A 20,316-nucleotide genomic window follows, 5' to 3' on the forward strand; every position below is an offset into this window, starting at 1 on the left:
CCCCCTTGATCTGGCCATACATAAGCTTCACATTCACCCTGCGTCGGGCATATGCGGCTCATCCACGCTTTGTCATCAGCTTGCGTGCCATCCACTGCTTCGGGGTATACGATTTCGGAATCTCCCCCACGGCCCCCCAGATTTCCCTATGCTTTTGTCGCCTAGTTGTGATGTAGGGGTCAATCCCTCGTTGTTGCAGCCGCAGGACCTCCTCCGCGCATAGTCGCCTGCGTCTCCTGAGAGTTTCTTTGCCATAGACGCATGTTCCGCTCCGCCATCTTTACCGGGGTGCGCAGTATCCCAGCATCGTTAGGAAGGTGAGTCACTTCCGTCGCCACGATGATCGAATACACTTCATCTACCACGGATTGTACGTTGTGTTGGATAAACTCATCTTTGGACGGATGCGAGATTCCGGAACCGTAAAGTTCCATTTCGCCTTGTCATCCGGGACCGATTGGGTACGTTTGTTGCCTCTGCAGCTCTGACGTTTCTCACCCGTCTGGGTTCCTGGGCGTCGTCATCGTCCTGTTGTTCTCTGCCTATCTCTGCTCGGCTTTGTCCTTGCCTTCATGTCCAGCGCAGCCATCGCCTCCTGAATCTTCGTCAGCAGACTCTGCCGACGAGCCTATTCTTCCGGCGACTTGTCCCCAACTAGCATGGCCATACCAGCAGTTCTAGTTCATAGGTTCCATAATAGGGTTCCATAATGGCCGATGTGTCTATCCTGTCCACCACATCACTCACAAATCGAGCCAAATGATTCTCCGGCAACCAGTTTCGCCGCTAATCCAGAAATTTCTTGCCGGAAGACGTTCAACAATTACTTGTACACGCTCTTATGATCCGCGAAGTTCGAACAATTTCACCTTGTTAATGACAATTTGGAGTGTTCGCTATAGACATCGGCCAACATTCGTGTTATTGTATATACAAATATCAGAACGTGTTCCATCACCGCGCGACTGATGAGCACAGAGCATAGCTAACGTTGTGAGCAGGGTCTCAACGGGGTGAACATTACGCCCAACATGTTCCATGAGACATGTCGTACTCATTATGACATCGAGAAAGTGGGGATCTGAATTATGGGAAACGAGTATGACTGGCGAATGAATCGCGTTTTGCGAGAGATGGAGAAGCAAGAACTCGATGGTTTGTTAGCATTTGCGAATGGATGGCGAAAGGAAAATGTTCGGTATCTGACAGGGGCAGGTCTTCGTGGGGCTTTCGCTTTCGTCTACGTGTCTGCACAAGGTACGGTAGTGGCATTCGCCGGCAACGCCGAAGACACGGATGCAATCAAGGCCGCTCAGTGGATTACAGATGTACGTCCAATAGGGTTTCCGCACTTCAAGGATCTGATTCTCACGTTGAGTGATGACAAGCCTCGGAGATTAGGGATTGCCAATTTGGAATTGCTGCCTGTAAGTCTTTTGCAACTTGTTCGCAATGCCTTGCCTAATGTAGAGACCGTTTCCGCATCGTCGCTTATGAATCAGGTTCGGCTGGTGAAGAGCGAGTGGGAACTCGAGCAAATCCGACATGCTGGAGTCATTTGCTCTGCGGGATGGGAGACCTTCGTGAATGCGCTTAAGCCGGGAGTTATGGAGTATGAAATTGTGGCAGCCGTCGAAGCAGAGATGAAGCGGCTGGGTGCCGAAGACAACTTTATGCTTTTTGCCTCCGGTGGTGCGGAAGTAATGGGCATGACCCCACCTGGTAACCGGCGCCTGCAAATCGGAGATATGGTGCGCACTGAATTGACGCCACAATTCAATGGATATTGGGCGCAAATCTGTCGTTCCGCGGTTCTGGGACCACCGAACGAAGGCCAGTTGAAATCTTTTGAAATATTTAAGGAAGCCCTAGAGGCCGGTTTGGCAGCGGTGCATGCAGGCGCTACGGGACACGATATCGCGCGCGCCGAAAACGATATTTTCCGTAAATACGGCTATGGGGAGTATTGTACAAGTCAGTATACGAGAGTACGTGGGCACGGGCATGGTCTTTATTTGGACGAAATACCGATGATTGTTGAAGGAAGTGAGACGGTGTTAGAGGAAAATTCGGTCATTATTGTTCACCCAAATACATACACGCCCTTGGCGGGTTATTACGTATTGGGTGATCCCGTCGTAGTTAAGAAGGATGGTTATGAGCTACTACTGACGATGGAGCGCAAGCTATTTACTGTTCCCGCTTGAGGGCTCTTAATCTTATGCAGGGGGGACTGCTCATGAAGCGAGGATTAGTTGTATATGACCCGCAAGATTACGGGGAATCTGAGTTGGCGAACCGTATTAGGTGTTTGCAAGAGTCCTTACGGAGAAACCAAGTCGATGTTGCTCTGGTATATGGTGATGTCTATCACTCAGGTGATATCAGTTACTTGTCGAATATCTGCATTTATTGGAATGAAGGAATCCTGGCCATTCCGCATTCTGGCGAGCCAGCATTTTTGACAAAATTATCACGGCGTGTTCACCCGTGGATGCGCAAAACTTCGATTCTGAGTGATATGCGAAGCGGGCCTAATTTAGAAGATCTGGTCACCGATTTCTTGAAACAGATTGGAAGCAGCGGTGTTGTTGGACTCGTAGAAATGGAGTGGTGGCCTGGGACTTTGGTAGATAATATGAAACTCCAATCATCCAATTGGCAATTCAAGAATCTTGGTCCCTTGGTTCGTAACTGGAGAAAGCAACCAAGTCAGGCGGAATTGCGGTTATTAAAACGGGGTGCCGAGATCACTACTGCTGCAATAAATGAAGGACTGCATCCATCTTTATCTAACCCTCAGCGGGTAGGAAATGCTGAACGCGTTGCTCGCATGGCAGGAGTGGAAGATATTTATGTCTTTTGTCGTGAAATCAACAGTGAGGCAAACTGCATTGAAGTCTTAACAGAGTTCAGGGGTTATTGGACGGGGGCTGCAAGAGTAATTGACTCGGGGGTGCCACCAACATGGATGACACTGATGGAACAGGCTTATGATTTGGCGGCTAAATCACTCGGCCAAGGCGTTGGTGTTGAGACACTGAATAAAGTGGTGAGTTCCATATTTGGACATCATGCCATTTGGCATGTTGATCTCATTCACCACACTGACATAGAAACGCGAGGCGACTATCGCCTTGCGGGAGAAACTGATGAGAGATTAGAGAATGGTGCTGTGGTATTACTTCGTCTTGAACTTCACGTCGATACGAATTCGTGTGCCGTGCTGGCAGACACGTACCAAATACTAGGGGAGAGGGCACAATGTTTAACGAACACAGTCCCTATGACCATGTAATCTCGAGGGCTGATAACTTGATGAAAGGATGATGGGTGTGCGTATACTGAACAACAATGAGGTCCAGGAAGTTTTAACACATGAAGAATGCATGAATGTCTTAGAGATCGCCTACAAAGAGTACGCACTGGGGAAAGCAGCCAACCGTCCTCGTAACCATACCTACTTTCCGGTCATGGATGATAGGTTTCCCGGATTCCAATTTCGCTTCAAATCTCAGGAAGGCGGCAATATTTCAAGTGGTGTGTGGGCCCTTCGGATCACGTCGGACATGGCGGGAGTGGAAACGTTAGCGGGAGGAGTAAAGCGCCGTCGTTTACTCCCTATTGCTACTGGGAATCGCTACTGTGGGCTAGTTACATTGTATTCCATTAAGAATTTAGAGCCCGTTGCCATAATTCACGACAGTTACATGCAAAAAATGAGGGTCGCGGCCACTTCGGCACTAGGTATTAAGGCACTAGCTAATCCAGATGTTCGAGTTGCCGGATTGTTTGGGTCGGGATGGCAAGCATCGTCCCATTTAGAGTATCTGTTACTGGTCCGACCTACTATCGAGGAAGTCAGGGTTTATAGTCCGACCAAAGAGCACCGGGAGCGCTTCGCAAAAGAGTGGAGTGAAAAGACCGGAAAGCGCATTGTCGCGGTGGACCATCCTAGAGACGCGGTTTCCGGGTGTCAGATTGTCACCTGTGCAACTGCTGCCTATGACCCGTGCTTTGACGGGAGTTGGCTCGATCCAGGGACGCATGTCACTTCTATTACCAGTCCTGACGGTACTGCTTACCGACGGGAATTAGATGACACTACTTTTGATCGTGCGGATAAAATCGTGGTGTTTTCCCGCGAACAAATCCATCATGATAACCAGATTGACATCCTCGGGCCCATTGAGCGGGGATTGAAAACGTTTGATGAAATCGGGGAGCTTGGCGAATTGCTTTTGGGTAAGATTCAGGGGCGGACAGATTCTAACCAAATTACGGTATTCGCAAACAACACAGGCATGGGATTGCAGTTTGCGGCTGTAGGCAGTTTGGTTCTGGCGCGGGCAGAGGAACGCAACCTGGGGCATGTAGTACCGACAGAGTGGTTCCTGGAAGACACATCGCCGTGACCCGTGGCGAAACGGTACCGTGATTGGATCTGCAATGAAGTATCAAGGGGCGAGCCCACGACTTTGGTGAGATGGTATCACAAACCCTTATTATCTAATAATTGTTTAATTTCATTCCGTTAGATTGGGGACTGAGGGATGGGAGACATCTAACTTGAAGGTATAGGGGGAGGAACAGTAATGGTAGGTGGAACTTGTATCAAGTTTGGGGACAATATCAACACGGATGTAATTATCCCGGGGCGGTATTTGGTAAGTATCGATCCCGTTGAACTGGCTGAGCATGCATTTGAGCCTTTGGGGGAGGATGTTCAAACCCGTCTCCGTAAATCGCAGGTGGTCGTAGCTGGTTATAACTTCGGGTGCGGGAGTGCCCGAGAACAAGCAGCGTCCTGTCTCATAGGGGCTGGTATTCAGGCGGTCGTCGCGAAATCTTTCGCACGCGTCTTTTTTCGGAACAGTATCAATACTGGACTATTGGCGATTCAATGTGCGGAGGCGGTAGATGCAATTGAAGACGGCGGGGAGGTCTGGATTGACCCTCAGCGGGGCATTGTCACTTCAGGAAATCGCCAGTTTGCATTCGAACCCTATCCAGAGAACATACGCAGAATTCTGGACGCTGGCGGTTTACTCTCATATGTGTCGAAATATGTGCTGGCCGCAAGGAGGTAGAAAATATGGGAAAGACGTTTGCTGAAAAAGTGATGGCGAAAGCGGCACACCTGCCGGAAACTACGGCTGGCCAAGTGGTGGATGTGTATCCAGATCTCATCATGAGTCATGCCGCGAGTTGGCGGTGCATTCAATCGTTGGAGAAACTAGGTACCGATCAACTTTACGATGTCAACCGAATCGCGATGGTAATGGATCATACTGCACCGGCCCGCACTGCCAAGACCGCTGCGGATCAAAAGTTATGTCGTGAGTTCGCTAAGAAAAAAGGAATAACGAAGTTCTACGATATCAACGCTGGAATCGCACATGTAGTCCTGATTGAAGATGGACATATCCGTCCTGGAATGGTCGTAATTGGTACGGATTCTCATTCGACCATCTACGGTGCGCTAGGAGCTGCCGGAACAGGCGTGGGGTTCAGCGAAGTTACCGCAACGTGGGTGTGTGGATATCTATGGATGAGGGTGCCGCAATCCATAAAGGTGATCATAGATGGCCCATTAGCGTTAGGTGCGTCAGCCAAGGACGTGATGCTGAAGTTGATTGGTGCATTAACTGCGGACGGCGGAACGTATTGTTCAATCGAGTTTCACGGTAGTTACGTGCGAGGGCTGTCGATTTCTGAACGTATGACATTGTGTAATCTGGCTATGGAACTTGGTGCCAAGTTTGCTTATGTTCCTCCCGACGACGTAACCAGGACATTTTTGAGAGAGCATGGGGTTGATCCACTAGATTACGAGGAAATTTATCCGGATGACGACGCAGTTTATCTCAAGACGGTTCATATTGACGGAAGCCAGATTGTCCCACAAATCGCTTGTCCCCATACAGTCGACAATGTAAAGCCCATTCATGAGGTGTCCGGAATAAAGGTGGATCAGGTATTCATTGGTTCATGCGCCAATGCAAAATACGAAGACCTCGCTGAAGCGGCCGAGATATTGAAAGACCGGAAAATTGCTCCCGGGGTTCGTTTGATTGTTACACCAGCTTCGCGAAAAGTGATCGAAAGAATTGTTAATGAAGGAATATTTGATATATTTCTCCGTAGTGGAGCTGTGATAACAAATCCAGGTTGCGGGGCATGTGCGGGAGATGGAGGTGTTATGGCAGATGGGGAGGTAACCCTCTCTACAGCCAATCGTAACTTCCAAGGACGTATGGGGAGTTACCAGGCGGATATATACCTTGCCAGTCCCTCCGTGGCCGCTGCGACCGCTATCCGTGGGGTTATAACGGATCCACGTGAGTTCCTGGTAAAGGAGGGACAATACATATGAATCTTATTGAAAAGATTTTGGCTCGCGCTAGTGGGCGTAAGAGTGTTTCGCCGGGGGACGTTGTCGTCGCGAATGTGGACACGTTGCTACTGCATGATCTGAGTGGTTATCTCACAGCTCGAGTGTTTGAAAATGAAGTGAAACGACCTATGCGTTACCCAGATCGTGTTGTCATGGTGTTTGACCACCACTTTTCTCCACCAAGTGAGGAACGAGCACAAATGCTGGAGGAAAACCGAGCATTTGCTCGTCGTCATGGCATCCATCTGTTCGATTGTGGAAGCGGTAATATCCATCATGTTGGGGTGAGACATGGTTTCGTCCGTCCGGGAACCATTGTGGTAGGGTCGGACAGCCATACCCCCGTTCACGGGACGCTTGGATGCTTTGCGGCCGGATTGGGTAACAATTCTCACGCCGCCATGGTCATGCCTTTTGGCAAGGCATGGTTTAGGGTGCCGGAGACAATACAGATTAAGCTCTACGGGAGTCAACGCCCCGGAGTGGTGCCTCGGGATGTCGCGCTATGGTTGACGGGCCAGATTGGTGAGGGAGGGGCGGTATACAAGGCATTGCATTTTGATGGTACATTTATAAAGAATCTGGATGTTTGGGACCGGTGGTTATTTCCATTGATCACAATTGATGTTGGTGGCAAGTGTGGATTTATCGAACCGGACGAAAAGACGATCGACTTTGTTAGACGTATTACAGACCGCCATTTTGATGTGGTTCACTCAGATGAAGGCACAGATTACGCAGAAGTTAGGGAGTATGACATTAGTGAACTAGAACCTCAAGTGGCCGCATCACCGACTCTTGGAAATGTAAAACCAGTCTGCGAATTTGTGGGCAAGCCAATCCAGTGGGCAGAACTAGGTGGGCACGGCGGTGGCCGACTCGAAGACATTCGTCAAGCTGCTGAAATTCTTAAAGGACGCAGGATTGACCCGCGTGTGAAATTCAATATTGTTCCGTCAAGTCGTCAAGTATTCGCAGAAGCACTGCGCGAAGGTTTGGTAGACATTCTGTTTGAAGCCGGTTGTACTTGGTTTCCGCCTAGTACTGGATCGAACCAGGCCATCAATATGGGAGCCATGGCGGACACGGAGGCGATGATCTCTACCCATGCGCGTAATTTCCCCGGAAGAAATGGAAGTCCCAAAGCGATGATGTATCTTGGTTCTGCATATACGGTCGCGGCGTCAGCCCTGAACGGACAAATCACGGATCCGAGACAATATTTAGTATAGGGGGTAAAGTATGCTGATACGTGGTCGTTGCTGGAAATTTGGCGACAATATCCCTACTGACCAAATTGTTCGTTCGGATCGAGTTCTGTTACCTATGGACGAGATTGTAACACATGTATTGGAGAACTATAACCCAGATTTCGCGAAGAGTGTACATCCGGGTGACATTCTTGTCGCTGGTAAGCACTTCGGTCAGTCATCGGGACGAGCAATAGCGCCGAAAGCAATCAAAGCAACGGGTGTAGGTGCTGTAATAGTGGAATATGCAGCTAGGTTGTTCTATCGAAATTGCTTCGAAATCGGCTTACCGATTTTAGAATGTACAGGAATAACGGAGATGGTAAACGAAGGTGACCTCCTCTCGGTCGATTTAGTAAAGGGGGTGATTCGCAATGAATCGACAGGAGATAAGTGTCGTGCTAAACCAATCGACCCGTTCCTAATGGCTATGTTGGATGCGGGGGGGCTTATTGCGCTCGCGGAAAATTTGTCAGAACAACAATGATAACTTCACTATTATAATAATTCTAAAATTTTTAATTTAATACCTTTTTGTAAACGCATTCATGACTACGAAAACGTCAATCGGAAGGGAGTTTGAATGCGTTAAAGGGTCTGGCATTGGAAGTTAGATCTCGTGAGATGTATCGGACGTGAACCTTTGCTCACAGGGCAGGACATCGTTAGCAGGTCATGTGCTGCAATCATGGTCGTCTGCGTCCGAGATTGGTGAAGGAATGCCATTTGTTCTCTTAAGGAGGCAACGAAATTGAATGAGATAGTCCCTAGCTTCTACCAACATCCGGTTCGGTTGACCGGAAGATTGGATCATTCCGCGATGACACCTCGTCATGTCGGGCTGTATGTCATCGTGATTCTCGGACACATGTTTGATGGTTTTGGGATCAGCATGATCGGTTACATCTTGGCAAGTATTACAATGACATTTTCACTGCATCCATCTCAATCAGGATTTTTGGCATCGAGTGGTTCTATCGGAATGGCAGTAGGAGCATTTATTATCGGGCCGCTGACTGATAAGATTGGCCGCAAGAGGGGGTTTATGCTGGCTATTGGGATATTTGCGACGTTCAGCGTGTTGTGCGCTGTGTCACACACCTATTCCGATTTAGTATGGTTTCGCGCGATTCAAGGGGTAGGTTTGGGGATGTATATCCCTATTACTGGTACGTATGTGAGTGAATTTATGCCTGTAAAACAACGTGGTCGGGCGCTCACATTATCCACATTTTTCTGGTCGGGAGCGACGTTGCTGGCCGGCGGGGTGGGCGCTGTTCTGGTTCCTAACTTCGGTTGGCGCTCCATGTTCATCGCCGCTGCAGTTCCGGCATTCGTGGTATTTGTGCTATGGTTCTTCATGCCTGAAAGTGTTCGTTATTTAATCAAGCGCGGAAAGTTGGAGGTTGCGGAGCGGATAGTCGACAGGCTGTCTACGGTATCCAAAGAGAATTTCGAAGCGACAAGTGAAGGGGACGCAGGGCCGGTTGATGAGGCGGTTAAACACTTGCCCGTGGCTAGAATTTTCTCTGGGAAATACGCACGTTTGACCTCGGGTGTCTGGATCATGGAGGTGATTAGTGGAATTGTACTATATGGGCTCTCCACTTGGCTGCCCAGCATATTTGAACATATGGGCTTCGGTATGGTGCACAGTTTCCTGTTTAGTGCAGTGATCACCGGTTCCGGGGCTATTGGTAGCTTCATCGGGGCGCTGTTGATTGAGCAGGTCGGCTATCGAAGGCTGTTGGTCATCGGTTTCACAGTGGGCGGTATCCTGCTCATTGTGTGGTCCGTCGCGACGAGTCCAATCATTATTGTCATCGTCGGCGCGTTCTCCGCTTTGTTTGGAGTTGGTGCCGGCGGCGTTGTCTTTGCCTACCTGAGTTCTCTCTATCCGACCGCAGTCCGAGCCACTGGAGTGGCTTGGGGAGGATTATGGCAACGCGTAGGCGGCATTATCGCTCCAAGCGCAATTGGCATATTGATTGGATTACATGTTCCTAACTTTGCATTCTTCATTGTCCTTGGGATATTATGGCTAATTGGTGGGCTGGTATCCCTAGTGATGACCCGTGAGCTAGCTGGTAAATCTCTTGAACAAATCGATCAGGAGTTAGCCATGTGATGGTGCGTCTAATTGTTAACAATTCTAACACATAACCCGTGTTCAGCCATAGTCATGACTGTCCTAGTATAAACGATAGAGTAAATGATATCTATCATTCAACCCAGGTATTTTATTCGGAACCATACGACTATATCGAAACCGCGCTATGGCGCGGTTTTTTGTCAGCTCATCCGACTCGTTGTTTAGGTCTCAGGTGGTATAAGACATATCAAGTTCCCTCTTATCAGATACCTTATCGGTGTATTTTTCTGATTCAGTTCTTCGGGCTGTCTAGACATTCTGTCAACTATGCAGTCTTCTGGGTTTATAGACAAGGTCAAGATTTGTCCGGACGCTTGTTCACTGAAACGCCATTCCGAGATTTAGGTAACATATGCGGAACTGACGACAGTGGATGGCAAACCAACAGAAAATATTGCAGAAACGTAGAAGTCACTCCTGAACGAGAGGCGTATTGTGTAGGTCACAGGAGCAACGTTCATATTGCGGATGACACCAACAAAAACGTGCCAGGAAGGATTCGTCTCTTTCGTGTTTAGTAGAGGCTTCTCTTGCGATACAAATCGATCTGAAAGGAGTATCGGTCCGACCGATAGTATGTCTTTGCAAATTCGAGCGGACTTCCATCTGTAAAATAAGCTCGTCGAGTGACCTTGAGCAGCGGAACTCCAGTATTTACCTCGAGCCACTTGGCATGAGAAGCCACTGCCGAAACTGCATCGATCCTTTGCTGCGCCCATTCAACAGCCATGCCGGTTCTGCGTTCTAAGATTTCATAGAGTGAGCCACCTTCAAGATCCGCTCGGGTAAGACCCCAAGTTGGTTCGAACATGAACCATAAAATTTGAAATGCAATCGGCACGTCCCCTGTGTACCGTACTCGCTCAATCCTTAATACAGGTGCTTGAACTGAGATGTTGAAGATTTTGGCAATCGGAGTAGGAGCACGCAACTTGTTCCACGAAAGGACACGAGAATTCAATCTCGTATATCCCATCTGTTGCAGTTCTTCAGTCAAAGTAGTCAACGACGCCAAATTTCGTTGAATGGCCGGCTCACTTACAAAACTTCCAATCCCTTGTCGACGAACAATCCATCCTTCCCTAGCGAGGTCATTCAGTGCCCTGCGAGCTGTCATTCGACTAACTTGAAACATCTCGCCCAACTGTTCCTCTGTGGGTACACGATCTCCTCTTACCAATTTTCCGGACTTAATTTGTTCGAGAAGATATTGTTTAATTTGGTGATAAAGAGGTATCGGAACCTCATCTGTCCTGCCGACTTGTGGTCTTGAATTTGTGTTGAAGTTCAGATGATCTTCCCTCTCTCTGATCGTTATTTGGCGTGTAATTTCATGATCCCATGCGGGACATACGACAAGCCTATGATGTTGTATAGATATTGTATATACGAATGCACCTTTTTGTAAACCTCTGGGGTGAACAGGGTATCCCGGACATCATCTCAGCTGAAGCGTGGAACTAGAGTCACAGGGAGACAATGATCTACTCTTCTTCATCAAATTCGTATTGGAGTACGAAATCTCGAAAGAGACGAGTTGCCAAGGGAGGACGTCGAATCGGCAGCATGACGAGCCCGTTTTGTCGCTTGATGTCTTGCTTTAATTGGACAATTGATGTACGGGGAGTTGTGATTTGTTTTGCAATGCGTTGCCCCATAAGGGCCACACCCACGCCTTCCTCAACAAAATTCCTTAACAGTTCCACAGAACTCGTAGTCAGAATTACATTGGGTGTAAACCCGCAATCGTTGCAAGCCTTTACTAGTGAATCCCGCCAGCCGGAGCTCGACTTAATCATGAGGAATTTTTCATTTGAAAATTCTGATATATAAACTATAGACTCATTTGCATAGCGGTGCCCGATGGGTACAAGTAAAACGATGTCATCGTCTATCAATGGATGAAAGTCTACATGGAATTCATCAGAGTAGGGTGAAGTGATAAAAGCAACCTGGATCTTTTTCTGGTTTAAGAATAAAAGTAAGTCATCTGTGTTGGCTTCGCACATGTCTACTTCAATCCCTGGGTAGAGTCGAGAAAATCTGAGGATAAGTCTATGGATACCGAGGTATCCAATTGTAGGAATGACTCCAATTTTAATGTGTCCCTTATGGAAGTTAGTGTATTCTTGCATCGCATATCTTGAATTTTGAATTTCTGTAATAATACGACGAGCGTACGTAAAGAACTCCTCGCCTGCAGGAGTAAGCTTTGCGAGTCTGGCACCGCGAATAAATAGTTTCACACCTAGTTCGTCCTCTAACTTACGGATTTGCTGGGATAGCGAAGACTGCGACACGTTAATCTCAAGCGCTGCCGCAGAAAAGGTACCATACTTTTCAACTGCGAGAAAGTATTCTAGCTGGTGTAGTTCCATCTTGAATCACCTATTCTCGATTGTTCAAGTACCTAAAATACAGGAAATATCTTAGATTCCTATATCGAGATGTCCATAGCTGTTTCGGTGCGGTTGATCTCGAATAGGTTGAATGCATGGGATAACTCCCTATTTTCATTATATGCGGGTTGAAATCATGAAGTATCAAAAAAATTTAGCTCGGCCGTGCGTACCGCTTGCAACATCAAACCATTAGATTCAGTAATACGTCATATCATCACAATAGATTGAATTAGGCGGAATAATGTACGACACTGCACTTGGAATAGGAAAGGTTTATGGGAACGCGAGGTGAAGGTATGCGCAGTATGCTGAGGAGCAACTTTGAACCTGGTAGCTCTCAGTGGACGATGCGTCGCACGCAATGGCGAGCTTTAGGAATTGCAGAGGAGGACATGGAAAAACCCAAAATCGCGGTTATAAACTCTTCTTCAGATCTGGCGATTTGTTTTAGTCACTTGGACGAGGTCGCCCGAAAGATGAAAGAATCAATCCTTGCTGCTGGTGGATTGCCATTTGAAATCCGAACTTCGGCACCAAGTGACTTTATTACGAGCGCAGGTCACAACGGAGGCTATATATTATCAAGTCGCGACCTTATTGTGAATGACATTGAGGTCGCGGTTGAAGGAGCTCAGCTTGATGGGATGGTGTGTTTGGCGTCCTGTGATAAGACAGTACCCGCTCACCTGATGGCGGCAGCAAGACTGAACATCCCGACACTTATTGTTGCGTGCGGCTATCAACCTAGCGGGAGCTACCATGGACACCACTGCGATATCGAAGACGTGTTTCTACAAGCAGGCCATTACAAGGCAGGTAAGATTACTTTCGAACAGTTAAAAGAAATGAGCGATGTCGCGGTTAGGGGGCCAGGGGTGTGCCCAGGTATGGGAACGGCGAACACGATGCAAATGGTATGTGAAGCATTGGGGATGACGTTGCCCGGGACTACTCCCGTACTTGCGAACAGCGCAAGAATGTGGGATACGGTAAAGGCGGCTGGTCAGAGAATTGTTGAAATGGTCTGGGAGAACGTGTTGCCTCGTGACATTCTCACGTATGACTCGTTTGTAAACGCGGTCATGACCGTCCTAAGTGTCAGCGGTTCTATCAATGCCGCAAAGCACCTTCAGGCTGTGGCTTCAGAGGCTGAGTGTAATGTAGACGTGTATGGGCTGTTTGCCAAATATGCAGGTCAGGTACCGCTACTGACTGCGGTGCGGCCGAACGGTGAGTACCTCATCGAGGACCTTGAAAGAGCCGGAGGCACCCGAGCCGTTTTAAAACAGTTGGAATCCTTCTTGTTAAGAGGCGCAAGGACCGTAATGGGGACACCCATGGAAGAACTGTTGAAGGGCGTAACGGTCGCCGATGAGGACATAATTCGTCCCATAAATCGTGCGTTTAGTTGGAAACCTACCATTGTGTTAGTAAAAGGTTCTTTATGCCCGGAATATGGAATCGTCAAACTCGCTGTCGCGGATGACCGGCCGTTAAAGTTTTCAGGACGAGCTATCGTGTATGAGTCACGGGAAGATGCAATCGAAGGCGTAAAGAATGGAGAAGTGAAACCAGGTCACGTAGTCGTTCTTCGAGGACTGGGGCCGAGAGGCACACCTGGGATGGGAACTGCGTCCGCATTGATCTTTGCTTTGGATGGAGCGGGACTCGGGGAGCAGGTAGCCGTCATAACAGATGGACAACTGTCCGGACTGGTAAACAAGGGGATCGTGGTCGGGGAAGTGTCTCCAGAGGCGGCTGTTGGGGGACCATTGGCTCTGGTTCAAAACGGGGATGCCATATCCATTGATGTCGATGCACGAATGGTTAACTTAGATGTTCCCGATGAGGAATTGAACAAACGTCGCGCTCAATGGAAGGCATGGACAAATGGAGACGAGCGTGGATGGTTAGCGATCTACCGTAAGTTGGTACGACCGTTATCGGAAGGTGCGACTTTGGCTCGATGAAAGGCTCTCAATCACTATTCGTGGGTATAGGGAAAGGATTGTTCCGATGAAGACGCGCAGGAACAGTGAGCGACTTAGTTATTCCACACGCGTTGTTAGAAATGATTCATTAAATATGAAGAAATATGTGAAGGCAGATATTTGCGTTGTCGGTGCGGGTATTTCCGGTATTTCCGCCGCCGTGGAGGCTGCAAGACTAGGACTCGACGTGGTTCTGGTTGACGGATTTCCAGGGTTGGGTGGCCAGGCCGTACATTCGATTGTGGGAACCTTTTGTGGCCTATATCACCACGGAGAAAATCGCTACCAATTCACACACGGTATAGCCGACGATATTTTACATGATTTGGGTGCCCAAGGTGCCTTACATTATCGCCACGGTCCATCATACACTACTGTCCTCTATGATGAGGTTGCATTGTCCCGGTGGGTCGAAAGAACTGTGCTCGATTGTGGTATCACCGCTATCGTGGGTGCCGTCCTGAGAGAGGTGAAAACTGACGGACGCCGGATCTGCTTCGTCGATCTGGCGACGAGATATGGAGAGGTCCGAATTTGTGCAAATGGATTTGTGGACGCCACTGGGGATGCCGCCTTGGCTTGGCTTGCGGGTCTGCCTTGCCGTGAGCCGGCACGTGGTCCGATATACGGCAGTCAAATGATTGTCATTGAGTCTATAGCTCCTGAATACGTTCCTAGTCGCGAAGAACTTGCTGCTCGTCTTCGAGAGAAAGGTGCAAAGTATAACCTGGTTCGCCGCGACGGCTTTGCATTTGTCTTTCCCCAACGAGGAACCGCTTTAGTCAATTTGACTCATATGGAGACTCCTTTAGATCCGGTCGACGCGACGATGAATGGATTAAGGGGCAAGGAACAGGCTGATAGAGCCTTGGAGTTCTTGAAAGGCGAATTTCCGGTAGCATTCGGCAACGCGCGTATCCGATCCTATGGATTTCCGGGCATTCGTCAAACGCGATGGATTGTAGGGGTCCACCATCTAACTGTTGACGAGGTGCGAGCTGGAAAGCGATTTCCTGACGCAGTTGCGCGTACTGCGTGGCCAATTGAGTTGCATGACCACATCGAAGGCTATATATGGGAGCCTTTTGATGATGACCACGTGCATTACGTGCCTTTAGGAAGTCTGCTTTCACCCGATGCAGATAACTTAGTCGCTGTTGGTAGATGCATTGACGCGGACGCAGCCGCACTGTCCAGTGTCCGAGTGATGGGGCCGTGTATTGCTATGGGAGCGGCGGCAGCACATGTTCTCCACTTGGCTGGCTCGGGCAGTGTCCACGAAATCGATAAAAATGTGCTTCAACACAGGCTTTACGACAATGTAGTACGCACGGACTGATGTATGGCCGAAGGAATATATAAGGTCGGATTATAAACTGTATATTTATAAAAATAATTATATTGAATATTTTATAAAGGTGGGATTATGTAGTTATGTTAATTTCTACTATGGGAACGAAAGAGGGCCTATCGCCTGCTGCAAGAAGGTCTATGGTTGGAGGGATCCTCAGTCTTCTCATCGACAGTTATGACATTTATTTACCTGCATTCGTTCTTCCTGCCGCCATGGGCTATTTTGAACCTGATTCTATGCCTGCATCGACTAAAGTAACGTTAAGTACACTAATTTTTACTGTGACTTTATTGGCACGACCGATTGGGGGGCCTATTTTAGGGAATTTCAGCGATAAAATTGGCAGAAAAAAAGTCACGATGATAGCGGCCGCTGGGTTCACGGGTACAACATGTCTTATTGGAGCACTTCCAGGTTATGCTCAGTGGGGATACGGAGCGATTGCAGCTCTGATCGTGTTGCGACTTATCGATGGGATCTTTCTAGGCGGTGGTTACGCAGGACCTGTTCCGTTAGCAATGGAGCGCTCACCAAAACATTTACGGGCGCTGGTTGCCGGCATGGTAGCCGCCGGTGCACCCATCGCCATTGTCTTCATCAATTTAGTACAGTTGTTTGCACTTAAAAATCTGACAAGCGCTGCATTTATATCATGGGGCTGGCGTGTTCCATTCTTCTTCGGCGGACTAATCGGAATCCTGTATATTATTTACTATATGCGTGTGCCGGAGCTTGACATGGAGAAGTTGAACCCAGAGCGCGAATCAATAAAGCAACCGATTTGGCAGTTATTGACGGGGCGCAACTTAAAAGATTTGCTTCAGGTTTTACTTCTCATGTCTGGTATGTGGTTTGCCGCTCAAATGGCGCTTTCGTTTATGCCAGGTCTGTTAGAAGGGTATTTGCATCAGTCCCCTGATCAGGTGAGTATTATAGAGATGATAGCCAATTTGGCTACAGCTGCTGGTATGATTCTGTACGCTGTATTAAGTCAGAAGGTCGGACGAAAACGCCTTCTATTTTGGGTAGGGATATCTCTTGCGATTGGGGAAACGCTTGCCTTCCTTTTCATGGTCCAGTTTGCGAAGGGTGATGCGGGGTTTTTCGCGGTTGGATCCATGGCCTTTATCGCCTTCTTTTTGGCGAACGCTCCACTCGGGACCGTCGTTGTTTATTTGAATGAACGGTTTCCTGTCGATGTAAGAGGCTCAGGCTATGGAACCGCATATACTATCAGTCTCATTCTTCCTGGATTATATAGTACGTGGATATTTCTTCTTGGAAAAGTTGTACCGTATGAATACACTGCTTTGGTCTTGATCATTTTAGGTGGGATACTGTTCATTATAGCGACTCTCATGGGCCCGGAGACGCGGGACGTCGAACTACTATCTACTGCATCAGATTCCCAGATGAGGTATTAAGTTCTTTTATGAAAGCGAAATCATATGTTGCCATCTTGGAGAAAGGGGTAGGAGACAGTGAAGTTAACAGCAGACGAACAGGCCATGCTTGACGGTAAAGAGGGACCTGCAGTCCAAAAAGCGATGGAATTACTGGTGAAGTATGGCGAGGCCTTGGGGGCAGAAAGATTGGTGGACACGAATAACGTTTGCGACGCGAATGTGTATTCTCCTACACCTGGATTGCCACCATTTGATGGACATGACCACATTTTTTCTCAAATGAGTCTTGATAGTGACGAAATACTCGAAATACCCAAAGTAAAAGCTTTCAGTTGCCAGTTGATTGGCCGGATGGATTCGAGACATTGGAGATTACAAGGTATTGATCAGACGACACATGACCTTATTTTAGAAAGTGAGTCATACAATGCGGCTCACGGAATCCAACTCATGAATACGTGTACACCATATCAAATCGGAAATGTCCCTGTGAAAGGAGAGCATTGTGCATGGATGGAGTCCTCGGCAGTTGTATATATCAACTCTGTGCTCGGAGCAAGGAGTAATGTCGAAGGACGCGAAAGTACTGCTGCCGCGATGTTGACGGGAAAAATTCCCTATTGGGGCTATCACCTGGAGTCTGAACGTCGGGGAACACATTACGTAACGATTGAGGTTCCAGTAGAAAGTTTTATGGACTGGGGACTTCTTGGATACTTTGTAGGTCAGGCGGTCGGCGATAAGGTTCCTGTGATTGATAACGTGAAAAATTCCCCGAATCTATCCAAGCTTAAACACTTTGGAGCCGCGGCTTCCACTTCAGGTGGTGTTGAGATGTATCACATCCCAGGAGTGACTGCAGAAGCCAGGACAGTAGAAGAAGCCTTTTCAGGAAACAAAATTTATGAGAAATTTAGATTCGGTCCGGAAGAGCGTAGGAAAGTGTACGAAGACCTTAACAGAACAGGTCGAGATACGAACGTTGACTTAGTAATGCTCGGTTGCCCTCATTCTAGTATTCAACAGATATGGGAGATATGCAATCTGCTAGATGGAAAGAAGGTGCATAGTAATACACAACTTTGGATTTTCACTCCGCATCCAATCAGGGAATTGGCTGATCGAATAGGTTATACCAAAATATTGGAGGATGCAGGTGCCGTACTCATGAGTGACACCTGCCCCGCGATTGGTAGGTTTCTACCAAAAGGAACGAAAGTGATTGCGACAGATTCAGCGAAGCAGGTTCATTATCTGCCCGCAATCATGCATGTACAAGGCTGGTTTGGCTCGACGCAGGACTGTATAAGCGCAGCCATTACTGGTCGGTGGAAGGGGGAACTACAATGAATCGTATTGTCCTACGCGGTCGAACTATTGTTCCGGGATTCGCTGAAGGTGAAGCACTTGTGACTCATCAAGAAATATCAGGATGGGGTGGAGTTGATGCCGCAAGTGGTACGATTATTGAATCGAGACATGAGTTGAGAGGCAAATCATTTAAGGGCAAGGTACTCATCTTCCCAGGCGCCAAAGGTTCTTCGGGGTGGTCGGGGGTATTTCACACAGCACGTTTAGCGGGATCCGCTCCCAAAGCGATGTTGTTCAATGTTATAACCAGCAAGGTAGCACTCGGTGCCATAGTGACTCGTGTTCCGGCCGTCACCGATTTTGACTGCGATCCGCTCTCTATTATTAATACTGGAGATTGGGTTCGGGTAGATGGTGACAATGGTGTTGTTGAGGTAATCAAGCAGTAAGAAAGCAGCATCAAAAAATACGTTCCGGCGCTTTGAGGGATTCGATGTCTGCGATCGAGGAAGTCGGCATGGTGTTCATGAGAGATTCTTCGACACACGCATGCCGACTTCCTTGTCGGGGTCAGCAGATTCAGAGCAGATTAGACGACCGTATGGGTCGACACCCGGGGATGGCCTGGCGCCGGGTGAAGGACAACCCGTTCAGCAACCAATGCAGCTGCCTGCGACTGAGCATCACGGTCTCGCGGAACAGACCTCGGGCCATTGAACCCGGCTGCGCTCCAGCCGGCGATAATGGATCGAGAAGCCGTTATGGTTCCACTCAAGGGTCTTCAGTTTGTCCCGCTGGCGGTTACGGAACAAAAATAGGCACGGGGAGAACGGGTCCAGGTTGAACTGTTCCTAGACGGTGGCAGCCAGTCCGCTGATGGACCTACGCATGCCGCTGGCTCCGCAAGCCAGGGTAGACCTGCAGTTCCCCTTCGATTTCGCTCAGCATAGGGTCATCTGGGCCTGCCCGACCTGCTTGAGCAGTTCGGGGCGGGTATTAGGTTGGACCTCCGTGTTCACGTTCCTGATGTGAACGACCAAGGATTCGGATTCCCTGTCAAGGGTGGACTGTAAGCCGGGGAAGAACTGAACCAGGTTGTCGCTAGTCTATATGTAGGTTAATGGAATAAATAGGTCTCCAGGACGACCGAGGGACTCAAGTCTCGTCAATCTGATTCAAGAGATAGTAACACAAATCCGTGAATAAGTCTTGTCTTCATAGCCCAGATCGTCTTGTACTATCCCCTTCTACATTAATGTTATTCAATAATGTTATTCAATCAACCAAGCTGGGCCGAATGGAGGAGCAACTCACAGTCGCCGGTGGCATGGTCGAGTCTCGGCAGACGTTGCCGCTCAGCCTGACTCTCGATAATCGGAGCGGGGCGCCAGGTTCCCGCAGACATTGGTCTGGTTACTTGCGGAACCGTTTGTGGGATGTGCTTATCTCTGTTTACAAGCCCGAGATGAGAGGAGATACAGTTTGAAAAAATAAGCCCGTGTGGGCCATGGGGCCGGGGCTACGCAGGATTGCCCCGGATTTGATACATCCTCAGTTCATGCTACTGATCCATCATCCACCACGACATATTCGCCCACGACGTGAGTCGGCACTAACCAAGTACAACATGGTGTTGGCAATGCCCTCAGGCTCCGTGCACCGGCCATCCGGCGTTGCACGGGAAAAAATGCTCCCTCACTGTCTCTGGGGAGCCTGGCGTTATAACTCTGTGCGAGAATGCCTCATTCGTCTGTTCGCGGCACCAGGTGCCACCGTACTTGACTCACGGCCACCTGCAGTCTTCGCGATGTCGAGTACGGCGCGCTTGCTGACGACGTTATCCCGAGTGATTGCGCGACGTTGATTCGTCGATAGTTCCATGCTATCATAATAATAAATCCAACATTGTCGACTATATTGAAGTACAATCATGAAGACTGGTTGGATAGGAATCTGTCAGAGTTGAAACGGTTCACTTGAAATTTGAATGAAAGCGGTTGACTCCGTTTCGAGGGTGTAAAGTGGACCGAGTTGCTCTGATATGAGAAAGGGG

The 20,316-nt window shown here is 48.5% G+C and carries 16 protein-coding genes; 13 read left to right on the forward strand and 3 right to left on the reverse strand.

All coding sequences use genetic code 11. The features are described 5' to 3' along the window. Positions 1-1,088 precede the first annotated feature (1,088 nt). The 8 genes from AK2_RS15300 (at position 1,089) to AK2_RS15335 (ending at position 9,775) form a co-directional block, all read left to right on the forward strand. Entirely contained in the window at positions 1,089-2,207 is a 1,119-nt protein-coding gene (locus AK2_RS15300; protein ID WP_067936613.1) for a M24 family metallopeptidase, read from the forward strand. A 32-nt stretch (positions 2,208-2,239) separates the two neighbouring features. Then, entirely contained in the window at positions 2,240-3,298 is a 1,059-nt protein-coding gene (locus tag AK2_RS15305; RefSeq protein WP_067936617.1) for a hypothetical protein, read from the forward strand. A 37-nt stretch (positions 3,299-3,335) separates the two neighbouring features. Then, positions 3,336-4,415, forward strand: a complete 1,080-nt coding sequence (locus AK2_RS15310; protein WP_067936621.1) for an ornithine cyclodeaminase family protein — start codon at positions 3,336-3,338, stop codon at positions 4,413-4,415. A gap of 180 nt (positions 4,416-4,595) precedes the next feature. Next, positions 4,596-5,090 carry a LeuD/DmdB family oxidoreductase small subunit gene (locus AK2_RS15315; protein ID WP_067936624.1) on the forward strand — a complete coding sequence of 165 codons (495 nt, stop codon included), beginning with the start codon at positions 4,596-4,598 and terminating at the stop codon, positions 5,088-5,090. Positions 5,091-5,095: 5 nt separating this feature from the next. Beyond that, positions 5,096-6,376 (forward strand): 3-isopropylmalate dehydratase large subunit, encoded by a 1,281-nt coding sequence (locus AK2_RS15320; protein ID WP_067936628.1) that lies wholly within the window; start codon positions 5,096-5,098, stop codon positions 6,374-6,376. Next, positions 6,373-7,629, forward strand: a complete 1,257-nt coding sequence (locus AK2_RS15325; RefSeq protein WP_067936632.1) for a 3-isopropylmalate dehydratase large subunit — start codon at positions 6,373-6,375, stop codon at positions 7,627-7,629. Before AK2_RS15320 ends, AK2_RS15325 begins: the two co-directional genes overlap by 4 nt. Positions 7,630-7,639: 10 nt before the next feature. Further along, positions 7,640-8,134 (forward strand): LeuD/DmdB family oxidoreductase small subunit, encoded by a 495-nt coding sequence (locus AK2_RS15330; RefSeq protein ID WP_067936637.1) that lies wholly within the window; start codon positions 7,640-7,642, stop codon positions 8,132-8,134. Positions 8,135-8,398: 264 nt separating this feature from the next. After that, positions 8,399-9,775, forward strand: coding sequence for an MFS transporter (locus tag AK2_RS15335; RefSeq protein ID WP_067936641.1), 1,377 nt, complete (start codon positions 8,399-8,401; stop codon positions 9,773-9,775). A gap of 538 nt (positions 9,776-10,313) precedes the next feature. On the opposite strand, the gene AK2_RS16680 is transcribed toward AK2_RS15335, so the two are convergent. Next, a complete protein-coding gene (locus AK2_RS16680) occupies positions 10,314-11,180 on the reverse strand; it encodes a GntR family transcriptional regulator (RefSeq protein ID WP_369406159.1) in 867 nt (288 codons plus the stop codon). Between the two features lie 103 nt (positions 11,181-11,283). After that, a complete protein-coding gene (locus AK2_RS15340; protein WP_067936644.1) occupies positions 11,284-12,177 on the reverse strand; it encodes a LysR family transcriptional regulator in 894 nt (297 codons plus the stop codon). A 320-nt stretch (positions 12,178-12,497) separates the two neighbouring features. Between AK2_RS15340 and ilvD the strand changes: the two genes are divergently transcribed. From ilvD to AK2_RS15365, 5 genes are all read left to right on the forward strand, one after another. Further along, positions 12,498-14,171 carry a dihydroxy-acid dehydratase gene (ilvD, locus tag AK2_RS15345; protein WP_067936648.1) on the forward strand — a complete coding sequence of 558 codons (1,674 nt, stop codon included), beginning with the start codon at positions 12,498-12,500 and terminating at the stop codon, positions 14,169-14,171. A gap of 115 nt (positions 14,172-14,286) precedes the next feature. Next, a complete protein-coding gene (locus tag AK2_RS15350) occupies positions 14,287-15,531 on the forward strand; it encodes an FAD-dependent oxidoreductase (protein WP_217994719.1) in 1,245 nt (414 codons plus the stop codon). Between the two features lie 95 nt (positions 15,532-15,626). Beyond that, complete coding sequence (locus tag AK2_RS15355; RefSeq protein ID WP_083521283.1) at positions 15,627-16,970, forward strand: MFS transporter; 1,344 nt, start codon at positions 15,627-15,629, stop codon at positions 16,968-16,970. A gap of 57 nt (positions 16,971-17,027) precedes the next feature. After that, a complete protein-coding gene (locus tag AK2_RS15360) occupies positions 17,028-18,302 on the forward strand; it encodes an aconitase X (protein ID WP_067936661.1) in 1,275 nt (424 codons plus the stop codon). After that, the gene (locus tag AK2_RS15365) at positions 18,299-18,712 is read left to right on the forward strand and encodes an aconitase X swivel domain-containing protein (protein ID WP_067936664.1); all 414 of its coding nucleotides are present in this window, start codon (positions 18,299-18,301) and stop codon (positions 18,710-18,712) included. Before AK2_RS15360 ends, AK2_RS15365 begins: the two co-directional genes overlap by 4 nt. Before the next feature lie 234 nt (positions 18,713-18,946). Here AK2_RS15365 and tnpB read toward each other — a convergent pair whose 3' ends face one another. After that, on the reverse strand, positions 18,947-19,102 hold the full coding sequence (tnpB, locus tag AK2_RS17895) for an IS66 family insertion sequence element accessory protein TnpB (protein ID WP_369406160.1): 156 nt from the start codon (positions 19,100-19,102) through the stop codon (positions 18,947-18,949). Positions 19,103-20,316: the final 1,214 nt, after the last annotated feature.

The organism is Alicyclobacillus kakegawensis NBRC 103104, from assembly GCF_001552655.1.
In the GTDB taxonomy this organism is placed as follows: Bacteria; Bacillota; Bacilli; order Alicyclobacillales; family Alicyclobacillaceae; genus Alicyclobacillus_G; species Alicyclobacillus_G kakegawensis.